Here is a 17,537-nt window from a genome sequence, read left to right as displayed (position 1 = left end):
GTGTCCGCCCTTGGAAGGAGTCGGACCGGTGCGGAGCGGGCTCACCCACCGTAGGTCACGCGGTAGATGACCCCATTGGAGTCATCTCCCATCAGCAGCGAGCCATCCGGCAGCTGAGCCAGGCCGGCGGGCCTGCCGAACTGGGCCTTGCCGTTCTCCAGCAGGAAACCCGTCATGAAGTCCTCGAAGTCCCTCGGCTGCCCGCCGTCGAAGCGGAGGCGCGCTGTGGGCCTGGCCACGAGCGAAGATCTCCCGATCCGAGCCATCCAGCTTCGCCCGCAGCAGCGTGGCGTGCTCCTTGTTCGTCTCGTCGCAGGCGTTGCAGCTGCTGCCAACGGAGATGTAGAGCCACCCGTCGGGCCCCACCTCCATCGTGCGGTTTCAGAGGTGTCCTCGAGCAACGAGTGGAGCGCTACCCAATGGCCACAGGCCCGAAGGCCCGCCACGCTCCCGGGACCTGACGTTGCGCTGAAGGACAGTCAGGCCCCTCCCGGTGCTGGAGCGGTGAACACTCAGCTGGACGAAGGACGCAGGACGAGCAGCCGCAGCTCGGTCATGTCCTCGATGGCGTACTTCACGCCCTCCCGTCCCAGCCCCGAGCCCTTCACGCCGCCGTAGGGCATCGTGTCGACGCGGAAGCTCGGCACGTCTCCCACGACGACGCCTCCCACCTCCAGCTCGTCCCACGCCTGCATCGCCCGTGACAGATCGTGGGTGAAGACGCCGGCCTGCAGCCCGTAGCGCCCGTCATTCACGGCGCGGAGTGCCTCGTCGAACGCTCCGAAGCGCTGCAGCAGGACGACCGGACCGAACGCCTCCTCCGCGCTCAGCGGCTCGTCGGCGGGCACGCCCTCCAGCACCGTGGCCTCGAGCAGCGAGCCGCGCCGTCCTCCTCCACACAGGACACGCGCGCCCCGCCCCACCGCGCGCTGGATCCAGCCCTCCAGCCGCCGCGCGGCGGGCTCGTCGATCATGGGCCCCAGCGTGGTGGCCTCATCCCGGGGATTGCCCGTGCGCAGCGCGCGCGCTCGGGCGACGAGCCGGTCACGCAGCGAGTCATACACCTGCTCATGCGCGAGGACGCGCTGGACCGAGATGCAGCTCTGCCCGGCCTGGAAGAAGGCACCCAGGGCCACGCGGTCCGCGATGAAGTCCAGGCGATCGGCCTGGTCCCGGTCCACGACGCAGGCCGCGTTGCCGCCCAGCTCCAGGACCACCTTCTTGCGGCCGGCGCGCGCCTTGAGCTCCCACCCCACCTTCTCCGAGCCGGTGAACGAGAGCAGCTTGAGCCGGTCATCCTCGATGAACGGCCCCACGTCCTCGAGCCGCGTCGGGAGGACCGAGAAGGCTCCCTCGGGCAGGTCCGTCTCGGCGAGCACCTCGGCCATGAGCATGGCGCTCACGGGGGTGCGGTCCGACGGCTTGAGCACGAACGGGCAGCCGGCGGCGATGGCGGGCGCCACCTTGTGCGCCACCAGGTTGAGCGGGAAGTTGAACGGGGTGATGAACGAGCACGGGCCCACGGGCACCCGCTGGGTGAAGCCGCGGTAGCCCGCCGAGCGCTTCGACACCTCCAGGTTCAGCACCTCTCCCCCGCCCCGCACGGCCTCCTCGGCCGCCGCCTTGAACGTCTCGATCAGCCGCGAGACTTCACCGCGCGCGTCGCGGAGCGGCTTGCCCGCCTCGATGCAGAGGACGAGCGCGAACTCCTCGGCCCGCTCACGAAAGCGGCGCACGCAGTGCTCGAGCACCTCCTGCCGGGCGTACGGCGCCAGGCGGCGCATCGGACCGGTCGCGCGCACCGCGGCGGCGATGGCCTCCTCCACCGCCCGGGCATCCGCGAGCGCCACGTGCGTCACGATCTCGCCCGAGTACTTGTCGGTCACGGCCAGCTCCGCGTTGGGCTGTCGCGGGCGGTTGGCCAGGTAATAGGGGTAGCGTTCAGCCAGCATGGTGTCCCTCACTTCCTCTCGGGTCCTCACAGCTCAGTGCGCGATGCCTTGCTCGTCACCCGCGCCCAGCGCGCGAGTGTTGTCCGAATAGTCGATGGGCAGGTCGATGACGTGCACGCCGCCCGACTCCAGGCAGCGGGCGAGCGTGGCGCCGAACTCGGTGGCGCTCGTCGGACGGTGCCCGTGCGCGCCGTAAGCCTCCGCGTAGCGGACGAAGTCCGGGTTGCCCAGCTGCATCCCGAAGTCCGGCAGCCCCATGGCCCCCTGCTTCCAGCGAATCATCCCGTAGCCGTCGTCACGCACCACGACGACCGTCAGGTCCAGCCGCAGGCGCACCGCCGTCTCCAGCTCCTGCGAGTTCATCATGAAGCCTCCATCTCCACAGACGGCGAGCACCTTGCGTCGCGGGTGGACCAGCTTGGCAGCGATGGCGGAAGGCAGCCCCGCCCCCATGGTCGCGAGCGCATTGTCGAGCAGCAGCGTGTTGGGCCTCCGGCAGCGGTAGTAGCGAGCGAACCAGAGCTTGTACATGCCGTTGTCCAGGCACACGACGCCATCGTCCGGCATGGCGCGCCGCACCTCGGCGACGAGCCGAGCGGGATAGAGGGGGAAGCGGTCATCGTCGATGCCTCGGGCCAGCTGCGCGTCCAGCCCCGCGCGCGCCCGCTCGAAGGGCGCGAAGTCCCAGTGCGCCCGGGGAGCGACTCCCTCCGAGATGCGCCACACGGCGTTGGCGATGTCGCCGATCACCTGCACCTGGGGGAAGTACACGGGATCCACCTCGGCCGACGAGAAGTTCAGGTGGACCACCGTGCGGCGGCCATCCCGCATGACGAAGGGCGGCTTCTCGATGACGTCATGGCCCACGTTGACGATGCAGTCCGAGGCCTCGATGGCGCGGTGGACGAAGTCCCCGTCGGAGAGCGCGGCGGTGCCCATCCAGAGTGGGTGCGTCTCATCCACCACCCCCTTGCCCATCTGGGTGCTGAAGAAGGGAATCCCCACCCGGTCCACGAGGACGCGGAGCATCTCCGAGGTGAGCTTGCGGTTGGCGCCCGCGCCAATCATGAGCAGCGGGCGCCGGGCGGAGGCGATGGCCTCGACAGCCTGGGCGATGGACGCCTCGTCCGCCACGGGTCGACGCGCGGGGCCTGGCGAGATGGGGGGCGCTTCGGTGGACTCCCGCGCCACGTCCTCGGGCAGCTCCAGGTGCGTGGCGCCGGGGCGCTCCTCCTCGGCGCGGCGGAAGGCCTCGCGCACCGCCGAGGGCACATGCTCCGCGGAGACGAGCGTGCGGGTGGACTTGGTGAGCGGCCGCATCATCCCCACGACGTCGACGATCTGGAAGTGGCCCTGCTTGCTGGCCTTGATGGGCTTCTGCCCGGTGAGCATCACCATGGGCATGCCGCCGAGCTGCGCGTACGCCGCGGCCGTGACGAGGTTGGTGGCGCCCGGCCCCAGCGTCGAGAGGCACACGCCCGCGCGTCCGGTGAGCCGCCCCCACGTGGCGGCCATGAAGCCCGCGGCCTGCTCGTGGCGGGTGACGACGAGGCGCATGCCCGCGGCCCGCATCGACTCGAGCAGGTCCAGGTTCTCCTCGCCTGGAAGTCCGAAGACGCAACGCACACCCTCTGCCTCGAGCGCTTTGACGAACAGGTCCGCTGCCTTCATGAGTCCCTCCTCGGGGATGGGACAAGATGTACGCGCGGGCATCGATTCGTACATTCGTTTGTTCCCATCGACTCGATAGGCATTGCCTATGATGGCGGGATGGAACTGCGCCACCTCCGCTACTTCTCCGCCGTCGCCGACGCGCTGCACTTCGGCCGCGCCGCGCGGCGCCTCCACGTCTCGCAGCCCACGCTGTCGCAGCAGATCCGCCAGCTCGAGGAGGAGCTCGGAGCGCCGCTCTTCGAGCGCGCCCGCGGCGGCGTGCGCCTGACGCAGGCGGGAGAGCTGTTCCGCACGTACGCCTCGCGCGCGCTGGAGGACGTGGATGCGGGACGGGTGGCGGTGGGCGCGCTGCGCGGGCTCACCTCGGGAGCGCTGCGGGTGGGCTATCCCCCCAGCATGCGCGGCGTCGTGGTGCCAGCGCTCGCCGCCGTGCTGCGCAGGCACCCGGGCCTGGCGCTGAGCGCCGAGGAGGCGATCGTGCGCCGGGTGGAGCGGCGGCTGACGGACGGCAAGCTGGACGTGGGGCTGGCGTACGCACCGGCACGCCTGCCGGACCTGGACGCGGAGCCCGTCTTCGACAGCAGGCTGGCCCTCGTCGTCGCGCGGGGTCACCCCCTGGCGGGAGCGGAGTCCGTGGGGACGCGACAGCTCACGGACGAGCCGTTCGCGCTGCTCTCGCGCGGCCTACGGGTGCGAGCGCGCGTGGATGCCTGGTTCTCCGCGATGAGGCTGGCACCCCGCATCGCGCTCGAGTCGAACGCGGTCGGCACCGTGCTGGCCATCGTGCGCGCGGGGCTCGCCGTCACGATGCTGCCCGAGCCGCGGCTGGCCGACGCCGAGCGGCTCGTGGTGAAGCGGCTCTCCCCTGCTCCCCGGTCGGAGCTCGCGGCGCTGCTGTGGCGCAAGGGCGCGCCACGCACGCCCGCCGCGGAGCTGTTCGCGGCGGAAGTGCGAGCACGGGCCCAGGAGACCTGAGTCACTCGAACTCGAGCGCGCGCGCGAAGTCCGCCGGGTTGGTGGCCGCGCCCTGAGCCGTCTCCAGGGTGATGACGCCCGACTTGTACAGCTGGCTCAGGTGCTGATCGAAGGACTGCATGCCGTAGGTGTCGCGGCCCTTCTCGATGACGTCCTTCAGCTCGTTGGCGCGGTCCTCGCGGATGTACTCCTGGATGGTCTTCGTCTGGACCATGATCTCCAGCGCCACCGCGCGCCCCTTGTTGTCGCCGCGGGGCAGCAGGCGCTGGGAGATGGTGGCCTTGAGGCTGTCGGCCAGACGCATCCGCACCATCGTCTGCTCCTCGGCGTTGAACACCGAGACGAGGCGGTTGATGGTGCGCGAGGCGTCCGTCGTGTGCACGGTGGAGAGCACCAGGTGGCCCGTCTCCGAGGCCTTGAGCGCGATGTCGATCGTCTCCGTGTCGCGCATCTCGCCCACGAGGATGACGTCCGGGTCCTGCCGGAGCGCCGCGCGCAGCGCCATGGCGAAGCTGCTCGTGTCCGGACCGATCTCCCGCTGGGAGATGGAGGACTTGACGTTCTTGTAGATGAACTCGATCGGGTCCTCGATGGTGAGGATGTGCAGGCTCTCGTTGCGGTTGATGTGGTCGATCATCGCCGCCAGCGTGGAGCTCTTGCCCGAGCCCGTGGCCCCCGTCACCAGCACCAGGCCGCGGTCCTGGCTGGCAATCGTCTTGAGGACCTCCGGCAGGCCCAGCCCTTCGATGGTGGGCACGTTGGCCGGGATGATGCGGAGGATGATCGCCAGCGTGCCGCGCTGCCGGTAGATGTTCACGCGGAAGCGGGCCACCCCGGCCAGGCCGTACGAGGTGTCGTGCTCCTGGATGGACTCGATCTGGCTCCGAGCCACCGGATCGTGCATGAGGTGGAGCGCCACCTCACGCGTGTGCTCCGGCGCCAGCTTCTCCATGCGCAACGGGCGCAGGACGCCGTTGACGCGGTAGATGGGCGGATCGCCGGGGCGGAAGTGGATGTCCGAGGCGCCGTTCTGCACGCCCACCGTCAGCAGCTTGTCGAGTGTTGCTTTGTCCAGGACCCTGACCTCACGAGAGGTCAGGACCCTAGCACCCCGCCCCCCGTTCCAGAAGGTTCTGGGCATGCCTCGGGGGTTCACCCGGTGTCCCTCGCGGGCCAGACGCCTGGCCTGGGTGCCCGAACACCCGGAGAAGGCCCCCCGCCCGCCACCCCCGCGACGTGCTACCGGATACCCCAGGAGGAGCAGCTCCCGTCCCAGGTGCCACTCCGGTTGGCGTTGGCCCCCGTCCAGTAGCTCCGGGTCATGTCCTCGTTGTCACAGCAGTAGGTCCAGCCCGGGTACCCGGGGTCTCCCTCCTTCAGGTTGCGGCAGATGGGCTGCTGACGGGTTGAGGGCGCCGTCCCGGGAAGCCCCCCAGGCCCCACCGCCTGCTCGGTCTGGGGCGACGGGGATTGCTGAGGCCCGGTGCCCTGCTCGGTGTCCTTCCCGCCGCAGCCAGCGAGGCTCACGAGTCCCAGCAGGCAGCAGGCAACGAGCGGCTTCAGGCGCTTCATGAGGCCCTCCTCGGTCAGGGGCGAGGAGCTCGACGCCTCGCGGTGCCTGCGGGTGGAGGCCGGAGGACCGGTTTGTGACGCGCGGGGAGCCGCGCAGCCGGGCCCGCGCCCTTCGTGACACATTCGCGGCAATCACAGACATGGGGTTGACAAAGCAAGCCCTTGTCGTAGATTGCCCGGGTCATGAGGCCCGTCTCCACCATTCTCGGTGTGCCTTCCGTGCGCGTGCTCGCGCCGATGGCGGACGTGCGTCTGGGCTCCCGCAACAAGGTGCTGCTCGACATTTGATCAGGCGGACCGAGGTCCCTGGCGCGCGGGTTGGCTGGTTCCCGTGCGCCGAGCGGGCCTGGTTCCGCCCTGATCATCCCCGGCCTTCGTGTGTCCTCGCGCTGACCTGAGCATCCCCAGGGGTCGCTCCCGGGCATGCGTGTGTCCCCGCGAGCCGCCGCGGCTTCATTCCTCATCAACCAGTGTCTGTCTTTCGACCCGCGGGTGGGCTCACCCGACGGGAATGGGAAGTCTTTATGTCTCGCACGACACGCATCGACCGCTACCGCAACATCGGCATCATGGCCCACATCGACGCGGGCAAGACCACGCTCACCGAGCGCATCCTCTTCTTCACCGGTCGCATCCACGCCATGGGCGAGGTGCACGCGGGCTCCACCGAGATGGACTGGATGGTGCAGGAGAAGCAGCGCGGCATCACCATCACCTCGGCGGCCACCACCGCCTTCTGGAAGCCGATGCGCGGGCCCTTCGCGGGCACCCCGCACCGCATCAACATCCTGGACACGCCGGGACACGTGGACTTCACCATCGAGGTGGAGCGCTCCCTGCGCGTGCTGGATGGGGCGGTGGCGGTGTTCGACGCCAGCCAGGGCGTGGAGCCTCAGTCCGAGACGGTGTGGCACCAGGCCAACCGGCACGGCGTGCCGCGCATCGCCTTCCTCAACAAGATGGACAAGGTGGGCGCGGACTTCGCCATGAGCGTGCGGTCCATCCGCGAGCGGCTGGATGCGAACCCGGTGCCGGTGCAGCTGCCCATCGGGGCCGGCACGGAGTTCAGCGGCGTCGTGGACCTGCCGCGCATGAGGGCCTTCTTCTTCGACGAGGCGTCGGGAGAGCCCTCCCAGGCGCGGGAGATCCCCGAGCCGCTGCGGGCGGAGGCGGAGGCCCTGCGCCAGCGCCTCATCGAGGCGTGCGCGGAGGTGGATGGCACCGTGCTGCAAAAGTACGTGGACGGACAGGTGGCGGACATCACGGAGGAGGAGCTGGAGCACGCGCTCCGCTCGGGCACCCTCCAGCGCAAGCTGGTGCCGGTGCTCTGCGGGGCGGCCTTCAAGAAGAAGGGTGTGCAGATGCTGTTGGACGCAGTGGTCAACTACCTGCCCGCGCCGTCGGACCTGCCGGCGGTGGAGGGCGTGACTCCGGACACCCAGGTGCTCGTCACCCGTCCGGCGAACGATGAGGAAGCCGTGTGCGCGCTCGTCTTCAAGCTGATGCACGACAAGAACGTGGGGAGCGTCGTCTTCCTGCGTGTGTACTCGGGCACGTTGCGCACGGGCATGGCCCTGCTCAACACCCGCCAACAGCGCCGCGAGCGCGTGGGGCGACTGATGTTCATGCATGCCAACAAGCGCGAGGAGGTGGACGAGGTGCACGCCGGCGACATCTGCGCGGCGCTGAACCTGCGCGGCGTGCGCACCGGCGACACCCTGTGCTCGCTGGAGGCGCCCGTGGTGCTGGAGTCGCTGCACTTCCCCGAGCCGGTCATCCAGCTGGCCGTCGAGGCGCGCTCTCGAGGAGAGCAGCAGAAGATGGAGGACGGACTGACGCGGCTGGCGGCGGAGGACCCCTCGCTGCGCGTGGAGGTGGACCCGGAGACCGGGCAGCAGCTGCTGTCCGGCATGGGAGAGCTGCACCTGGAGATCGTGGTGGATCGCCTGAGGACCGAGTACGGCGTGGAGGCGCGCGTGGGCCAGCCCAAGGTGGCCTACCGCGAGACGCTGCGCCAGAAGGTCCGCCAGGAGTACCGCCACGTGCGACAGACCGGGGGGCCGGGGCAGTACGCCCACGTGGTGATGGAGGTGGGGCCCGGGCCGCGAGGCTCGGGGCTCGTCTTCGTGGATGACACGCACAGCGGCGTCATCCCGAAGGAGTTCATCCCCGCCATCGAGAAGGGCGTGGCGGGCGCCATGCAGCGGGGCGTGCTGGCGGGCTACCCGGTGGTGGACGTGGAGGTGCGACTGGTGGATGGGAGCACGCACGTGCGGGACTCCTCTCCCCAGGCGTTCACCATGGCCGGCTCCCTGGCCTTCCAGGAGGCGGCGCGGCGCGCGGGCGTGCGGTTGCTGGAGCCCGTGATGGACGTGGAGGTCACCACGCCGGAGGAGTTCCTCGGGGACGTGCTCGGGGATCTGTCCTCCCGGCGGGGGCGTGTGCGGGGAATGGAGGGACATGGAGCGGTGCGGAACGTCTCCGCGCAGGTGCCCATGGCCCACCTCTTCGGCTACGTGACCAGCCTGCGAGGCCGCACGCAGGGCCGCGCCATGGCCACCCTGCGGCTGGCCACCTACGAGCCGGTGCCTGACGCGATGCAGGAGTCAGTGGTGGTGGCGGCACAGCAGTAGAAGAACAGGGCCCCGGGAGCCAGCCGTGTCCCGGGGCCCTCGCCCCTACCCTTCGCAATGGGTAGGGGAGTTGATACATGGGGCTGCGATGGCCACCGACTACAACCTCGAGGAACACCGCACCGCGCTGACCGGCCACTGCTACCGCATGCTGGGCTCGGCCGCCGAGGCTGACGACGCCGTCCAGGAGACGATGGTGCGTGCGTGGAGGAGCATGGACCGCTTCGAGGAGCGGGCGTCCATGCGCACCTGGCTCTATCGCATCGCCACCCGGGTGTGCCTCGACATGCTGAGCGAGCGCTCGCGCCGAGCACGTCCCATGGAGATGGGGCCTGTCGGCTCGGTCGATGACCCGCTCACCCAGCTGCCGCACTCGCACTGGATCGAGCCCATCCCCGACGCGCACGCCCTGCCCTCGGACTCCGATCCGTCCGAGCTGCTGATCCTGCGCCAGAGCATCCGCCTCGCGTTCGTGGCGGCCCTCCAGCACCTGCCTCCCCGGCAGCGCGCGGTGCTGATCCTGACCGAGGTCCTCGGCTGGTCCGCCGCCGAGGTCGCGGACAGCCTCGACACGTCGGTGGCCGCCGTCAACAGCGCGCTTCAGCGGGCCCGCGCGACGCTCGCCACGCACGATCTCAGCCAGCCCCGCGCGCCGCTGTCCGACACCCAGTCCACGCTGCTCAACCGCTACGTCCATGCCTTCGAGCGGTACGACTTGGACGCGCTCACCCAGCTGCTCCACCAGGACGCGACCCTCTCGATGCCACCCTTCTCGCTGTGGCTCCGCGGTCACGAGTCGATCCGCGCATGGATGTCGGGGAAGGGCTCGGGCTGCCGGGGGTCCCGGCTGGTGCCGACCTCGGCCTGCGGCACCCCCGCGTTCGGGCAGTACCGGCCTGGTGGACCGGGGGGAAGCCACCAGCCGTGGGCGCTGATCGTGCTCGAGCTGTCGGACGACCGCATCACCGCCGTGAACTCCTTCCTCGACACCCAGACGCTCTTTCCGCGCTTCGGACTTCCCGCGGAGTTCGCCCCCTAGGGCTCGGTCTCGCGCCTGTCTCGCGACGTCACCTCTTCGCTGCGCGGAGAGGCGACCTGATGAGTCCCTCCTACTCGACCGCCAAACTGTCACATTGACAACAGCGCTCGGTCGCACGGACCATGAGCGCTCAAGCATTCGTCGTGGCAGCAAGCAGGGCCCAGTCGGGGACAACGGGGTGCGGCCATTCTTCACGACCTGGACAGGACGCTCGAGACTTTGCTCAAGCGAGAGCTCCCCGAGGAGTTCGTCAGCGGTGAGTACCCCGTCTCCGTGAGCTTCCTGACGCCGGACGAGTCATTCCCACCGCAGTCGCTGCTGCTGCCAGCGGTCAACCTGTTCCTCTTCGAGCTGGCCGAGAACCGGGAGCTGCGCAGCTTCGAGCCGCAGCTGGAGCGACAGGACGACGGCTCCGTCATCAAGCGCTACGCGCCAGCCCGGGTGGACTGCCACTACCTGGTCACCGTGTGCGCGCGAGATGGGGTGCAGAACCCCGAGCTGTACGAGCACCGGCTGCTGGGCGCCGTCCTCCAGGTGCTGCTGCGCTACCGCCGCCTGCCCACGGAGGTCCTCCAGGGGAGCCTGAAGGACCAGGAGCCACCCGTGCGCGCCTTGACCCTGCAGCCCCCGGGTCGCCAGCACGGCTTCGAGATGTGGCACGCGCTGAAAGGCAAGCCCCGCGCCGCGCTCCATTACGTACTGACCCTCAGCGTCGACGTCCGTTCCCCCGAGGAGCTGGGCAACGTCGTCAGACAGGTCCAGTCCTCATGACGACCAAGACCAAGAAGTCCTCGTCATCGAGCGGATCCACGAAGAGCACCACCGAGAAGTCCACGAAGAGCACCACCAAGAAGTCGTCGAAGAGCGCTCAGGCCACGCTGGCCGCCCCACCGGCCGAGCCGAGCCCCGAGCCGGCCTCTCCGGGCACTCGAAAGAGCGTAGCGACCAGCGTGAGCGCTCCCGCCAATGAGAGCGCCCCCACTTCGGCGGGAGCGCTGCCCCAGCAGGCGCGGACCGGGACGGCGGGCTTCGTGCGAGTCGCCACACGCACCCACCGCCTGAGCATCGCCGGGCGCGTGATCGATGCTCGGACACGCAAGGCCGTGGCGGGCGCCGAGATTGTCCTCACGGACGGGCCCGAGGCATGGCGCTCGTGGCTGGCGGCCTCCCAGCGCACCTCCAGCGCCCAGCGGCCAGAGCTCACGCGCTCCTCCGCCGACGGCACCTTCCGCTTCGTGGACCTGCCCGATGGCTCGTACACGCTGGCCGCGCGACTGCCCGGCTCCGGCACCCGCTATGGCACGGTGTCGCTGCAGCTTGAGGCCTCCTCGCAGCGCAGTCCCTTCCCGCTCGCCACCCTCGCCCTGCCGCCCACGGCCATCGAGGGAGTGATCAGCGGAGCGGATGAGGCGGACGGCTCGGCCCCCGTGGCCATGGCGCGGGTGCGCGTGATGGGCAGCGGGGAGAGCGCCCTCACGGACGCGGAGGGCCGCTTCCTGCTGCATGGCATCGAGACGGGGACACGCACGCTCCAGGTGTCCGCCCGAGGATTCTCGCCGGCGCAGCTCTCGGCCGGCCTGGAGCAAGGTGGAGTGAAGAGACTGGATGTCCTGCTGGAGCGTCCGCTGCCCAGCGGGGGGACCACCCCCTGAGCGCGGAACGAGAACCTGAGGAGCACACGGAGGAGCACGCATGCCCGACTACAAGTCGCCAGGAGTCTACGTGGAGCAGGTGCCTTCGGGCGCGATGCCCATCGAAGGCGCCGGCACCAGTACCGCCGGCTTCATCGGCGTCTACAACGATGCCACCCTGAAGAATCCGGACGGGACGAACCTCGTCACTCCCACCGGCGCGGTGCTCTGCACCAACTTCACGGAGTTCAAGACCCGGTTCGGCGACTTCTCCGACGTGGTGGAGCACAACCAGCTGGCGCACGCCGTCTACGGGTTCTTCAACAACGGCGGCACCCGCTGCTACGTGGCCCACGCCGCGACCACGGCGGACGTGGACGCGGCGCTCCTGCTCTTCGAGGCCATTGGAGAGATCTCCATGGTGGCCGCGCCTGGCATCACCGACAAGGCCACCCTGGACAAGCTCATCTCTCACGCCGCGAGGATGAACGACCGGATCGCCTTGTTCGACGGGCCCCTGGACGTGCCCCCGTCCGAGCTGCCGACGAAGGGAGACACCCTCCCCGGCAAGTCGAGCTACGCCGCCTGCTACTACCCGTGGATCCAGGTCTTCGATCCGGCCTCCAAGGGGCTCGCGTACATGCCCCCCTCCGGCCACATCGCCGGCATCTACGCCCGCGTGGACGGCTCGCGCGGAGTCCACAAGGCGCCCGCCAACGAGGCGGTGCGCGGCGCGGTGGGCCTGCGGTGGGCCATCAGCACCAGCCTGCAGGACGGCCTGAACCCGGAGGGCATCAACTGCATCCGGAACCTGGACGGCACCATCAAGGTGTGGGGCGCGCGCACCCGTGCCGGCAGCACCGAGGCGGACTTCCGCTACATCAACGTCCGCCGCCTCTTCTGCTACCTGCGGGACTCGATCGATGTCGGCCTGCAGTGGGCCGTCTTCGAGCCCAACAACCACGATCTCTGGGCGCGCATCACCCGCAACACGACGGCCTTCCTCAACCAGGTGTGGAGCACCGGGGCGCTGTTCGGCGCCACGCCGGAGGAGGCCTTCTACGTGAAGTGCGACGCCGAGAACAACCCGCCCGCGGAGCGGGACGTGGGCCGCGTCATCACCGAGATCGGCGTCGCCATCACCAAGCCCGCCGAGTTCGTCATCTTCCGCATCGGCCAGTGGTCGGGGCCGACGAGCTAGCACGCGGACGCCCGGTCATCCCCACGTCGGCAGGTGCGAGGCATGTCGATGCAAGACTCAACACCCGGAGTGCACATCGGCCCGGTCGAGGAGCGACTTCCGCCCGAGCTCCTGCGCACCGGTGTGCCCGCCTTCCTGGCCTACACGGCGGACGCCCCGCTGCCCGAGCCGATGGTCCTCATCCGCCCGGGCCAGCTCGAGGTGAAGTGGGGCACCGGCACGCCTCCGCTCTTCCTCGCCTGCGCGGTACGAGGCTTCTTCGAGAACGGCGGCGAGCAGTGCTGGGTGGTGCCGCTGGGAGAAGGCAGGACGCTGGAGCAGGGACTCGCCTCGCTGAAGGACGTGGAGGAGGTGGACCTGCTCTGCGGCCCAGGCCTGCTGCCCCCCGCGGCCACCCCGGCCGAGCTCGCCGCCGCCCAGGCCCAGCTGCTGCGGTTCTGCGGCGAGCGCGGGGACTGCTTCGCCCTCCTCGACTCGCCGGCGCGCGTGTACGAGGGCGAGTCGCTCACGGGAGATCCGCTGCTCTCCCACAAGGCCGCCATCCTCTCCTGGCTCGGGGGCGAGCCGGAGCTCCACGGCATGGGCGCCCTGTACTACCCCTGGATCCAGGTGGCCCGGAGCGACGGGCCGGGCCAGGCCTTCGTCCCCCCCTGCGGCCACCTGGCCGGCACGTACGCGCGGACCGACCGGCGCGCTGGCGTCTTCAAGGCACCGGCCAACGAGCTGATCGAGGGCGCGCTCGACGTGGAGCGCTCCCTGGTCCGCCCCGGCGAGCTCAACACGCAGGGCATCAACGGCCTGCGCGCCCTGCCCGGCCGGGGCCTCCGGGCCTTCGGCGCGCGCACCCTGAGCGCGGAGAAGGACTGGCGCTACATCAACGTGCGGCGGCTGTTCCTCACCCTGCGCCGCTGGCTGGTGCACGCCCTGTCGTGGGCCGCGTTCGAGTCCAACGATCTGCAGCTGTGGGTGCGGGTGCGGCGCGAGCTGAGCGGGCACCTCGAGGAGCTCTTCCGCTCGGGGGCCCTGCAGGGCGCCACGCCGGAGGAGGCCTTCTACGTGAAGTGCGACGCCGAGAACAACCCGCCCGAGGTCCGGGACCAGGGGCGGCTCGTCGTCGAGATCGGGCTGGCGCCGGCCACGCCCCGCGAGTTCATCGTCGTCCACCTCATCCACGACGCGACCGGCACGGCGGTGGTGACGCCGGGCTGACCGCCCTCACCTCTCTTCAAGGAGCACACGCATGGCAATGGAGCGCAAGGATCCCTTTGGCAGCTACAACTTCGCCGTGGAGCTCGACGGCATCACCCGCATGGGCTTCAAGGAGTGCGCGGGCCTGGACAGCAGCACCGGCGTCGGCAAGTACCGCGAGGGCACGGATCCGACGCTCGCCCACCGACAGATCCCCGGCCTGCTCTCGTTCTCCACCATCACCCTCAAGCGCGGCGTCACCGATGACCGGGCGCTGTGGGACTGGCGCGAGGGGGTGATGAAGGGCACGCCGGTGCGCCGCACCATCTCCATCATCCTGAGGGACGACACGGGCGCGGAGATGATCCGCTGGAACGTGCGCAACGCCTGGCCCAGCAAGTGGTCCGGCCCCGGCCTGGACGCGGTCGCGGACGAGTTCGCCATCGAGACACTCGAGCTGACCCACGAGGGCATTGAAGTGCAGAAGTGGTAGAGGCCTCATGACCGCCACGACCGAGTTTCCCTTCACCTTGCCGTTCGGCTTCCGGGATGAGACGGGCACCGTCCACCGAGAGGGCACCATGCGCCTGTCCACGGCGCTGGACGAGATCGCCCCGCTCAAGGATCCGCGCGTCCAGTCCAACCCCGGCTACCTGGTCATCATCCTGCTGGCCCGGGTGATCACCCGACTGGGGAGCCTGGAGTTCATCAACCCGAAGACGATCGAGAACCTGCTCTCGGGGGACCTGCTCTACCTGCAGGACTTCTACCGGCGCATCAACGAGAGCGGCCACGCCCGGCTGCGGGTGGCATGCCCGCACTGTCAGGGGGAGTTCGAGGTGGAGGCAAGCCCCGTGGGGGAATCGTGAGCTACCCCTCGGAGAGGTTGTTCGAGGAGGTAGCGTACCTGTCCCACTACCTGGGCTGGCCCTACGAACAGGTGATGGCGCTGGACCACCGCGAGCGCCAGCGCTGGGTCGCGCAGGTGTCTCGCATGAACGAGCGGATCAACGAGCTGGCCGGGCGCGGCCGGTAGAGCTGAGGAGCACGGCATGAGGATTCCCGTCGGCATGAATGCCGCCTTCGCGCTGACCACCGGCGCGATGGGCAAGCGGCTGGACCCATACCTGGGCTGCAACTTCCTGGTGGAGCTGGATGGACTGCTGACGGGAGGCTTCAGCCAGGTGGAGGGGCTGGAGAGCAGCATCGAGGTGGAGGAGCGAGCCGAGGGAGGCGTCAACGGCTACACGCACAAGGTGCTGAAGCGGACGTCGTACCCCAACCTGGTCCTCACCCACGGGCTGACGTCCATCGACACGCTGTGGCGGTGGTACGACCAGACGAGCCGCGGCGTCATCCAGCGCAAGAGCGGCACCCTCATGCTGCTGGACGCGCAGCGGATCCCCGTCATGTGGTGGGACTTCCGGGACGCCCTGCCGGTGAAGTGGTCCGGGCCGGCCTTCAACGCGGCCGAGGACTCACAGGTGGCCATCGAGCGGGTCGAGCTGATCCACCGTGGCATCTCGCGGCCCCTGCTGAGCGCGCTCCTGTCCGCGGGGCACGGCGCCTACAACCTCCTGAAGTGAGCCGGAGCGATGGCCGAGCCACTCCCCATGCAACCGCCTCCCGCGCCCAAGAGCCCCTGGCAACAGGTGCTGGACCCGAAGCTGCTCCGCCGGCTGCTGAGCCGTCGGGATCAGCCGGGGCTCGTGCCGCTGTGGCTGTCGCGGCGCATCGTGGCGGGAGTGGAGGCCATGGGAGGCCGCCTGCCGCTGCTGGGCTATCTGGCGCAGCGCCATGGCATCCGCGAGGGTTTCCGGCAGGGCCAGGTGCCCGTGGTGCACGCCGTGTGGGCCGCGCCCGCGGAGGAGACAGGCTCGGCGTCGGCTGAAGAGTCGCAACCTCACGAGGCCCCACCGCGGGCCTCACGTCCCAACCCCGCCCAGGCCCTGCCACTCGTCCAGGCCAGGCGAGCCCAGGCACCTGCGGAGGGCGGCGCGCGTGCCGAAGGTGATGCGAGGCCGCAGGCGCCTCGGGCCTCGGTGTCCACGCCCCTCGTGCAGCAGCTCGGCACAGCGCCTCCTCCCGCGCCAGAAGCGCCCCGAGCCCCGACGGCTCGTCCACCCGCCCCCTCCCCCATCCCAGCAGCAGCGTCCCCTGCCGTGCCGGAGATGCGCCAGCAGCGCGAGCCCCCACCGTCCGTCCAGCTCTCGAGCCCCTCCGCCTCCAGCTCGCGGCCCGTGGTGCGGCCCGTGGACGATGGCCCCACGCCGAGCCGCCCGGAGCCCATGCGAAGAGGAGCACCGCTTCCGACCGTCCAGCCCCTCCAGAGCCCGAGTCCCTCGCCTGCCCCGAGAGTGCACGCGGCCCCCACCGGGGCTCCGTCTCCTTCGACGGGTGGAACGCACGCCTCCGCGCCCAGGGCCGAGCCGGCGCTCCCACACACGCAGGAGGCACGGCCCGAGGCGGCTCGCTCCGAGCCCGCGCGCCAGATGCCCCGAGTGCCACCTCAGCCGGCGGGGGGCGGTGGAGCGGGCTGGACAGGCACGGGGGCTCCGCTGGTGCACGCGGCAAGTCCCGCGGGCGGCTCTCCGGCCAGCCCAGGCCACACGCTCCCCTCGGCACCGGGGCCCACTTTCATGCCACGACCTCCGAGCGCGTCGCCTGGCATCAGCCCTGCTCCCATCGTCCCGGGAGCGCAGCTCCAGGGCCCTTCTCCATCGCCCACCGTGACGCGGCGTCCCGTGGCGCGCGGCGTGGGTGACGAGCAGGGAGCGAGCCAGGGCGCCACTCGGAGGGAGATCGACATCGATGATCTGGTCGACAAGGTCCAGCGCAAGCTGATGCGTCAGCTCGCGGAGGATCGGATCCGGAGAGGACTGCCGCGATGACCATCCAACGCCTCTCGTCTCCCGCCGCGTCCCTGCTCAGCAGTGGCTCCCTGCAGAAGCTGAAGATCCTCCACGAGACGCGGCAGTCCGACGTCTACGCGGGGGAGATCCACGCCCTCTTCAACCCCAGCGAGCTGCGCTACGAGCAGAACGTCGCGTGGAAGGTCTCCCCCATCCTCGCGCAGGCCGGCCTGCGGCACGTCTTCGAGTTCGAGACCAGCGAGCCGGCGACGCTGAGCCTCGATCTCTTCTTCGACACCTACGAGGGAGCGCCCTCGAGCGGAGCCCTGGGTGGCCTCGGCAAGGCACTGACCTCGGCGCTGGTCCCCGTGGGGCTGCCCCGGGCCCCCAGCGCAACGGACGTCGTCAAGTACACGGACCAGGTGGTGGAGCTGGCGCGGGTGAACCGCGAGCTGCACCGGCCGCCCTTCTGCAAGCTCATGTGGGGCCAGTACCTGCTGCTGCGGGGCGTGCTCACCCACCTGAACCAGACCTTCACCCACTTCATGGCGGATGGGACGCCGGTACGGGCCACCCTGTCCTGCACCTTCCAGCACGTCCCCACCGCCCAGGAGATGCGGGCGCGCGAGCTGCACTCGGCGGACGTGGCCAAGAAGCGCATCGTGCGCCGCGGAGACACCCTGAGCAGCATCGCCCACGAGGAGTACAGCGACACCTCGCAGTGGCGCGCCATCGCCCGCGCCAACGGCATCGAGGATCCCCGCCGGCTGGAGCCCGGCCGCGTCCTCACCATCCCCCCGCTGCGCAAGTGAGAGGCGAC

18 protein-coding genes are annotated in these 17,537 nt (G+C 70.1%); 13 read left to right on the top strand and 5 right to left on the bottom strand.

The genetic code is table 11. The features are described 5' to 3' along the window. Positions 1–41 precede the first annotated feature (41 nt). From KY572_RS23065 to KY572_RS23055, 3 genes are all read right to left on the bottom strand, one after another. Positions 42–239, bottom strand: a complete 198-nt coding sequence (locus KY572_RS23065; RefSeq protein ID WP_224245099.1) for a hypothetical protein — start codon at positions 237–239, stop codon at positions 42–44. Between the two features lie 273 nt (positions 240–512). After that, the gene (locus KY572_RS23060; RefSeq protein ID WP_224245098.1) at positions 513–1,952 is read right to left on the bottom strand and encodes an aldehyde dehydrogenase family protein; all 1,440 of its coding nucleotides are present in this window, start codon (positions 1,950–1,952) and stop codon (positions 513–515) included. A 33-nt stretch (positions 1,953–1,985) separates the two neighbouring features. Further along, complete coding sequence (locus KY572_RS23055; protein ID WP_224245097.1) at positions 1,986–3,623, bottom strand: acetolactate synthase large subunit; 1,638 nt, start codon at positions 3,621–3,623, stop codon at positions 1,986–1,988. A 99-nt stretch (positions 3,624–3,722) separates the two neighbouring features. Here KY572_RS23055 and KY572_RS23050 point away from each other — a divergent pair, with 99 nt between their 5' ends. Further along, entirely contained in the window at positions 3,723–4,601 is an 879-nt protein-coding gene (locus tag KY572_RS23050) for a LysR substrate-binding domain-containing protein (RefSeq protein WP_224245096.1), read from the top strand. 1 nt (position 4,602) lies between these two features. Here the strand turns inward: KY572_RS23050 and KY572_RS23045 are convergent, their stop codons facing one another. Then, a complete protein-coding gene (locus tag KY572_RS23045; protein WP_224245095.1) occupies positions 4,603–5,742 on the bottom strand; it encodes a type IV pilus twitching motility protein PilT in 1,140 nt (379 codons plus the stop codon). Between the two features lie 98 nt (positions 5,743–5,840). Continuing rightward, positions 5,841–6,173 carry a hypothetical protein gene (locus KY572_RS23040; RefSeq protein WP_224245094.1) on the bottom strand — a complete coding sequence of 111 codons (333 nt, stop codon included), beginning with the start codon at positions 6,171–6,173 and terminating at the stop codon, positions 5,841–5,843. Between the two features lie 524 nt (positions 6,174–6,697). Here KY572_RS23040 and fusA point away from each other — a divergent pair. The 12 genes from fusA (at position 6,698) to KY572_RS22980 (ending at position 17,529) form a co-directional block, all read left to right on the top strand. Then, entirely contained in the window at positions 6,698–8,806 is a 2,109-nt protein-coding gene (fusA, locus tag KY572_RS23035; RefSeq protein ID WP_224245093.1) for an elongation factor G, read from the top strand. A gap of 88 nt (positions 8,807–8,894) precedes the next feature. After that, complete coding sequence (locus KY572_RS23030; protein ID WP_224245092.1) at positions 8,895–9,845, top strand: sigma-70 family RNA polymerase sigma factor; 951 nt, start codon at positions 8,895–8,897, stop codon at positions 9,843–9,845. A gap of 186 nt (positions 9,846–10,031) precedes the next feature. After that, positions 10,032–10,616, top strand: coding sequence for a DUF4255 domain-containing protein (locus KY572_RS23025; protein ID WP_224245298.1), 585 nt, complete (start codon positions 10,032–10,034; stop codon positions 10,614–10,616). Then, entirely contained in the window at positions 10,613–11,497 is an 885-nt protein-coding gene (locus KY572_RS23020) for a carboxypeptidase regulatory-like domain-containing protein (RefSeq protein WP_224245091.1), read from the top strand. Before KY572_RS23025 ends, KY572_RS23020 begins: the two co-directional genes overlap by 4 nt. Positions 11,498–11,537: 40 nt before the next feature. Continuing rightward, the gene (locus KY572_RS23015; RefSeq protein ID WP_224245090.1) at positions 11,538–12,677 is read left to right on the top strand and encodes a phage tail sheath family protein; all 1,140 of its coding nucleotides are present in this window, start codon (positions 11,538–11,540) and stop codon (positions 12,675–12,677) included. 42 nt (positions 12,678–12,719) lie between these two features. After that, a complete protein-coding gene (locus tag KY572_RS23010) occupies positions 12,720–13,886 on the top strand; it encodes a phage tail sheath family protein (protein WP_224245089.1) in 1,167 nt (388 codons plus the stop codon). A 31-nt stretch (positions 13,887–13,917) separates the two neighbouring features. Continuing rightward, positions 13,918–14,358: a phage tail protein gene (locus KY572_RS23005; RefSeq protein WP_224245088.1), complete on the top strand. Its 441-nt coding sequence runs from the start codon at positions 13,918–13,920 to the stop codon at positions 14,356–14,358. 7 nt (positions 14,359–14,365) lie between these two features. Beyond that, on the top strand, positions 14,366–14,734 hold the full coding sequence (locus KY572_RS23000) for a phage tail assembly protein (protein WP_224245087.1): 369 nt from the start codon (positions 14,366–14,368) through the stop codon (positions 14,732–14,734). After that, positions 14,731–14,901: a DUF6760 family protein gene (locus tag KY572_RS22995; protein ID WP_224245086.1), complete on the top strand. Its 171-nt coding sequence runs from the start codon at positions 14,731–14,733 to the stop codon at positions 14,899–14,901. The genes KY572_RS23000 and KY572_RS22995 overlap by 4 nt, the downstream gene beginning before the upstream one ends. Positions 14,902–14,917: 16 nt before the next feature. Then, positions 14,918–15,451, top strand: a complete 534-nt coding sequence (locus tag KY572_RS22990; RefSeq protein ID WP_224245085.1) for a phage tail protein — start codon at positions 14,918–14,920, stop codon at positions 15,449–15,451. Positions 15,452–15,478: 27 nt separating this feature from the next. Beyond that, positions 15,479–16,756, top strand: a complete 1,278-nt coding sequence (locus KY572_RS22985; protein WP_224245084.1) for a hypothetical protein — start codon at positions 15,479–15,481, stop codon at positions 16,754–16,756. Continuing rightward, the gene (locus KY572_RS22980; RefSeq protein ID WP_224245083.1) at positions 16,753–17,529 is read left to right on the top strand and encodes a CIS tube protein; all 777 of its coding nucleotides are present in this window, start codon (positions 16,753–16,755) and stop codon (positions 17,527–17,529) included. Before KY572_RS22985 ends, KY572_RS22980 begins: the two co-directional genes overlap by 4 nt. The last annotated feature ends 8 nt before the right edge of the window (positions 17,530–17,537 follow it).

The organism is Hyalangium gracile, assembly GCF_020103725.1.
Classification (GTDB): domain Bacteria; phylum Myxococcota; class Myxococcia; order Myxococcales; family Myxococcaceae; genus Hyalangium; species Hyalangium gracile.
Note: the sequence above shows the minus strand (reverse complement) of the source record. Positions and strands in the feature narration are given on the sequence as shown.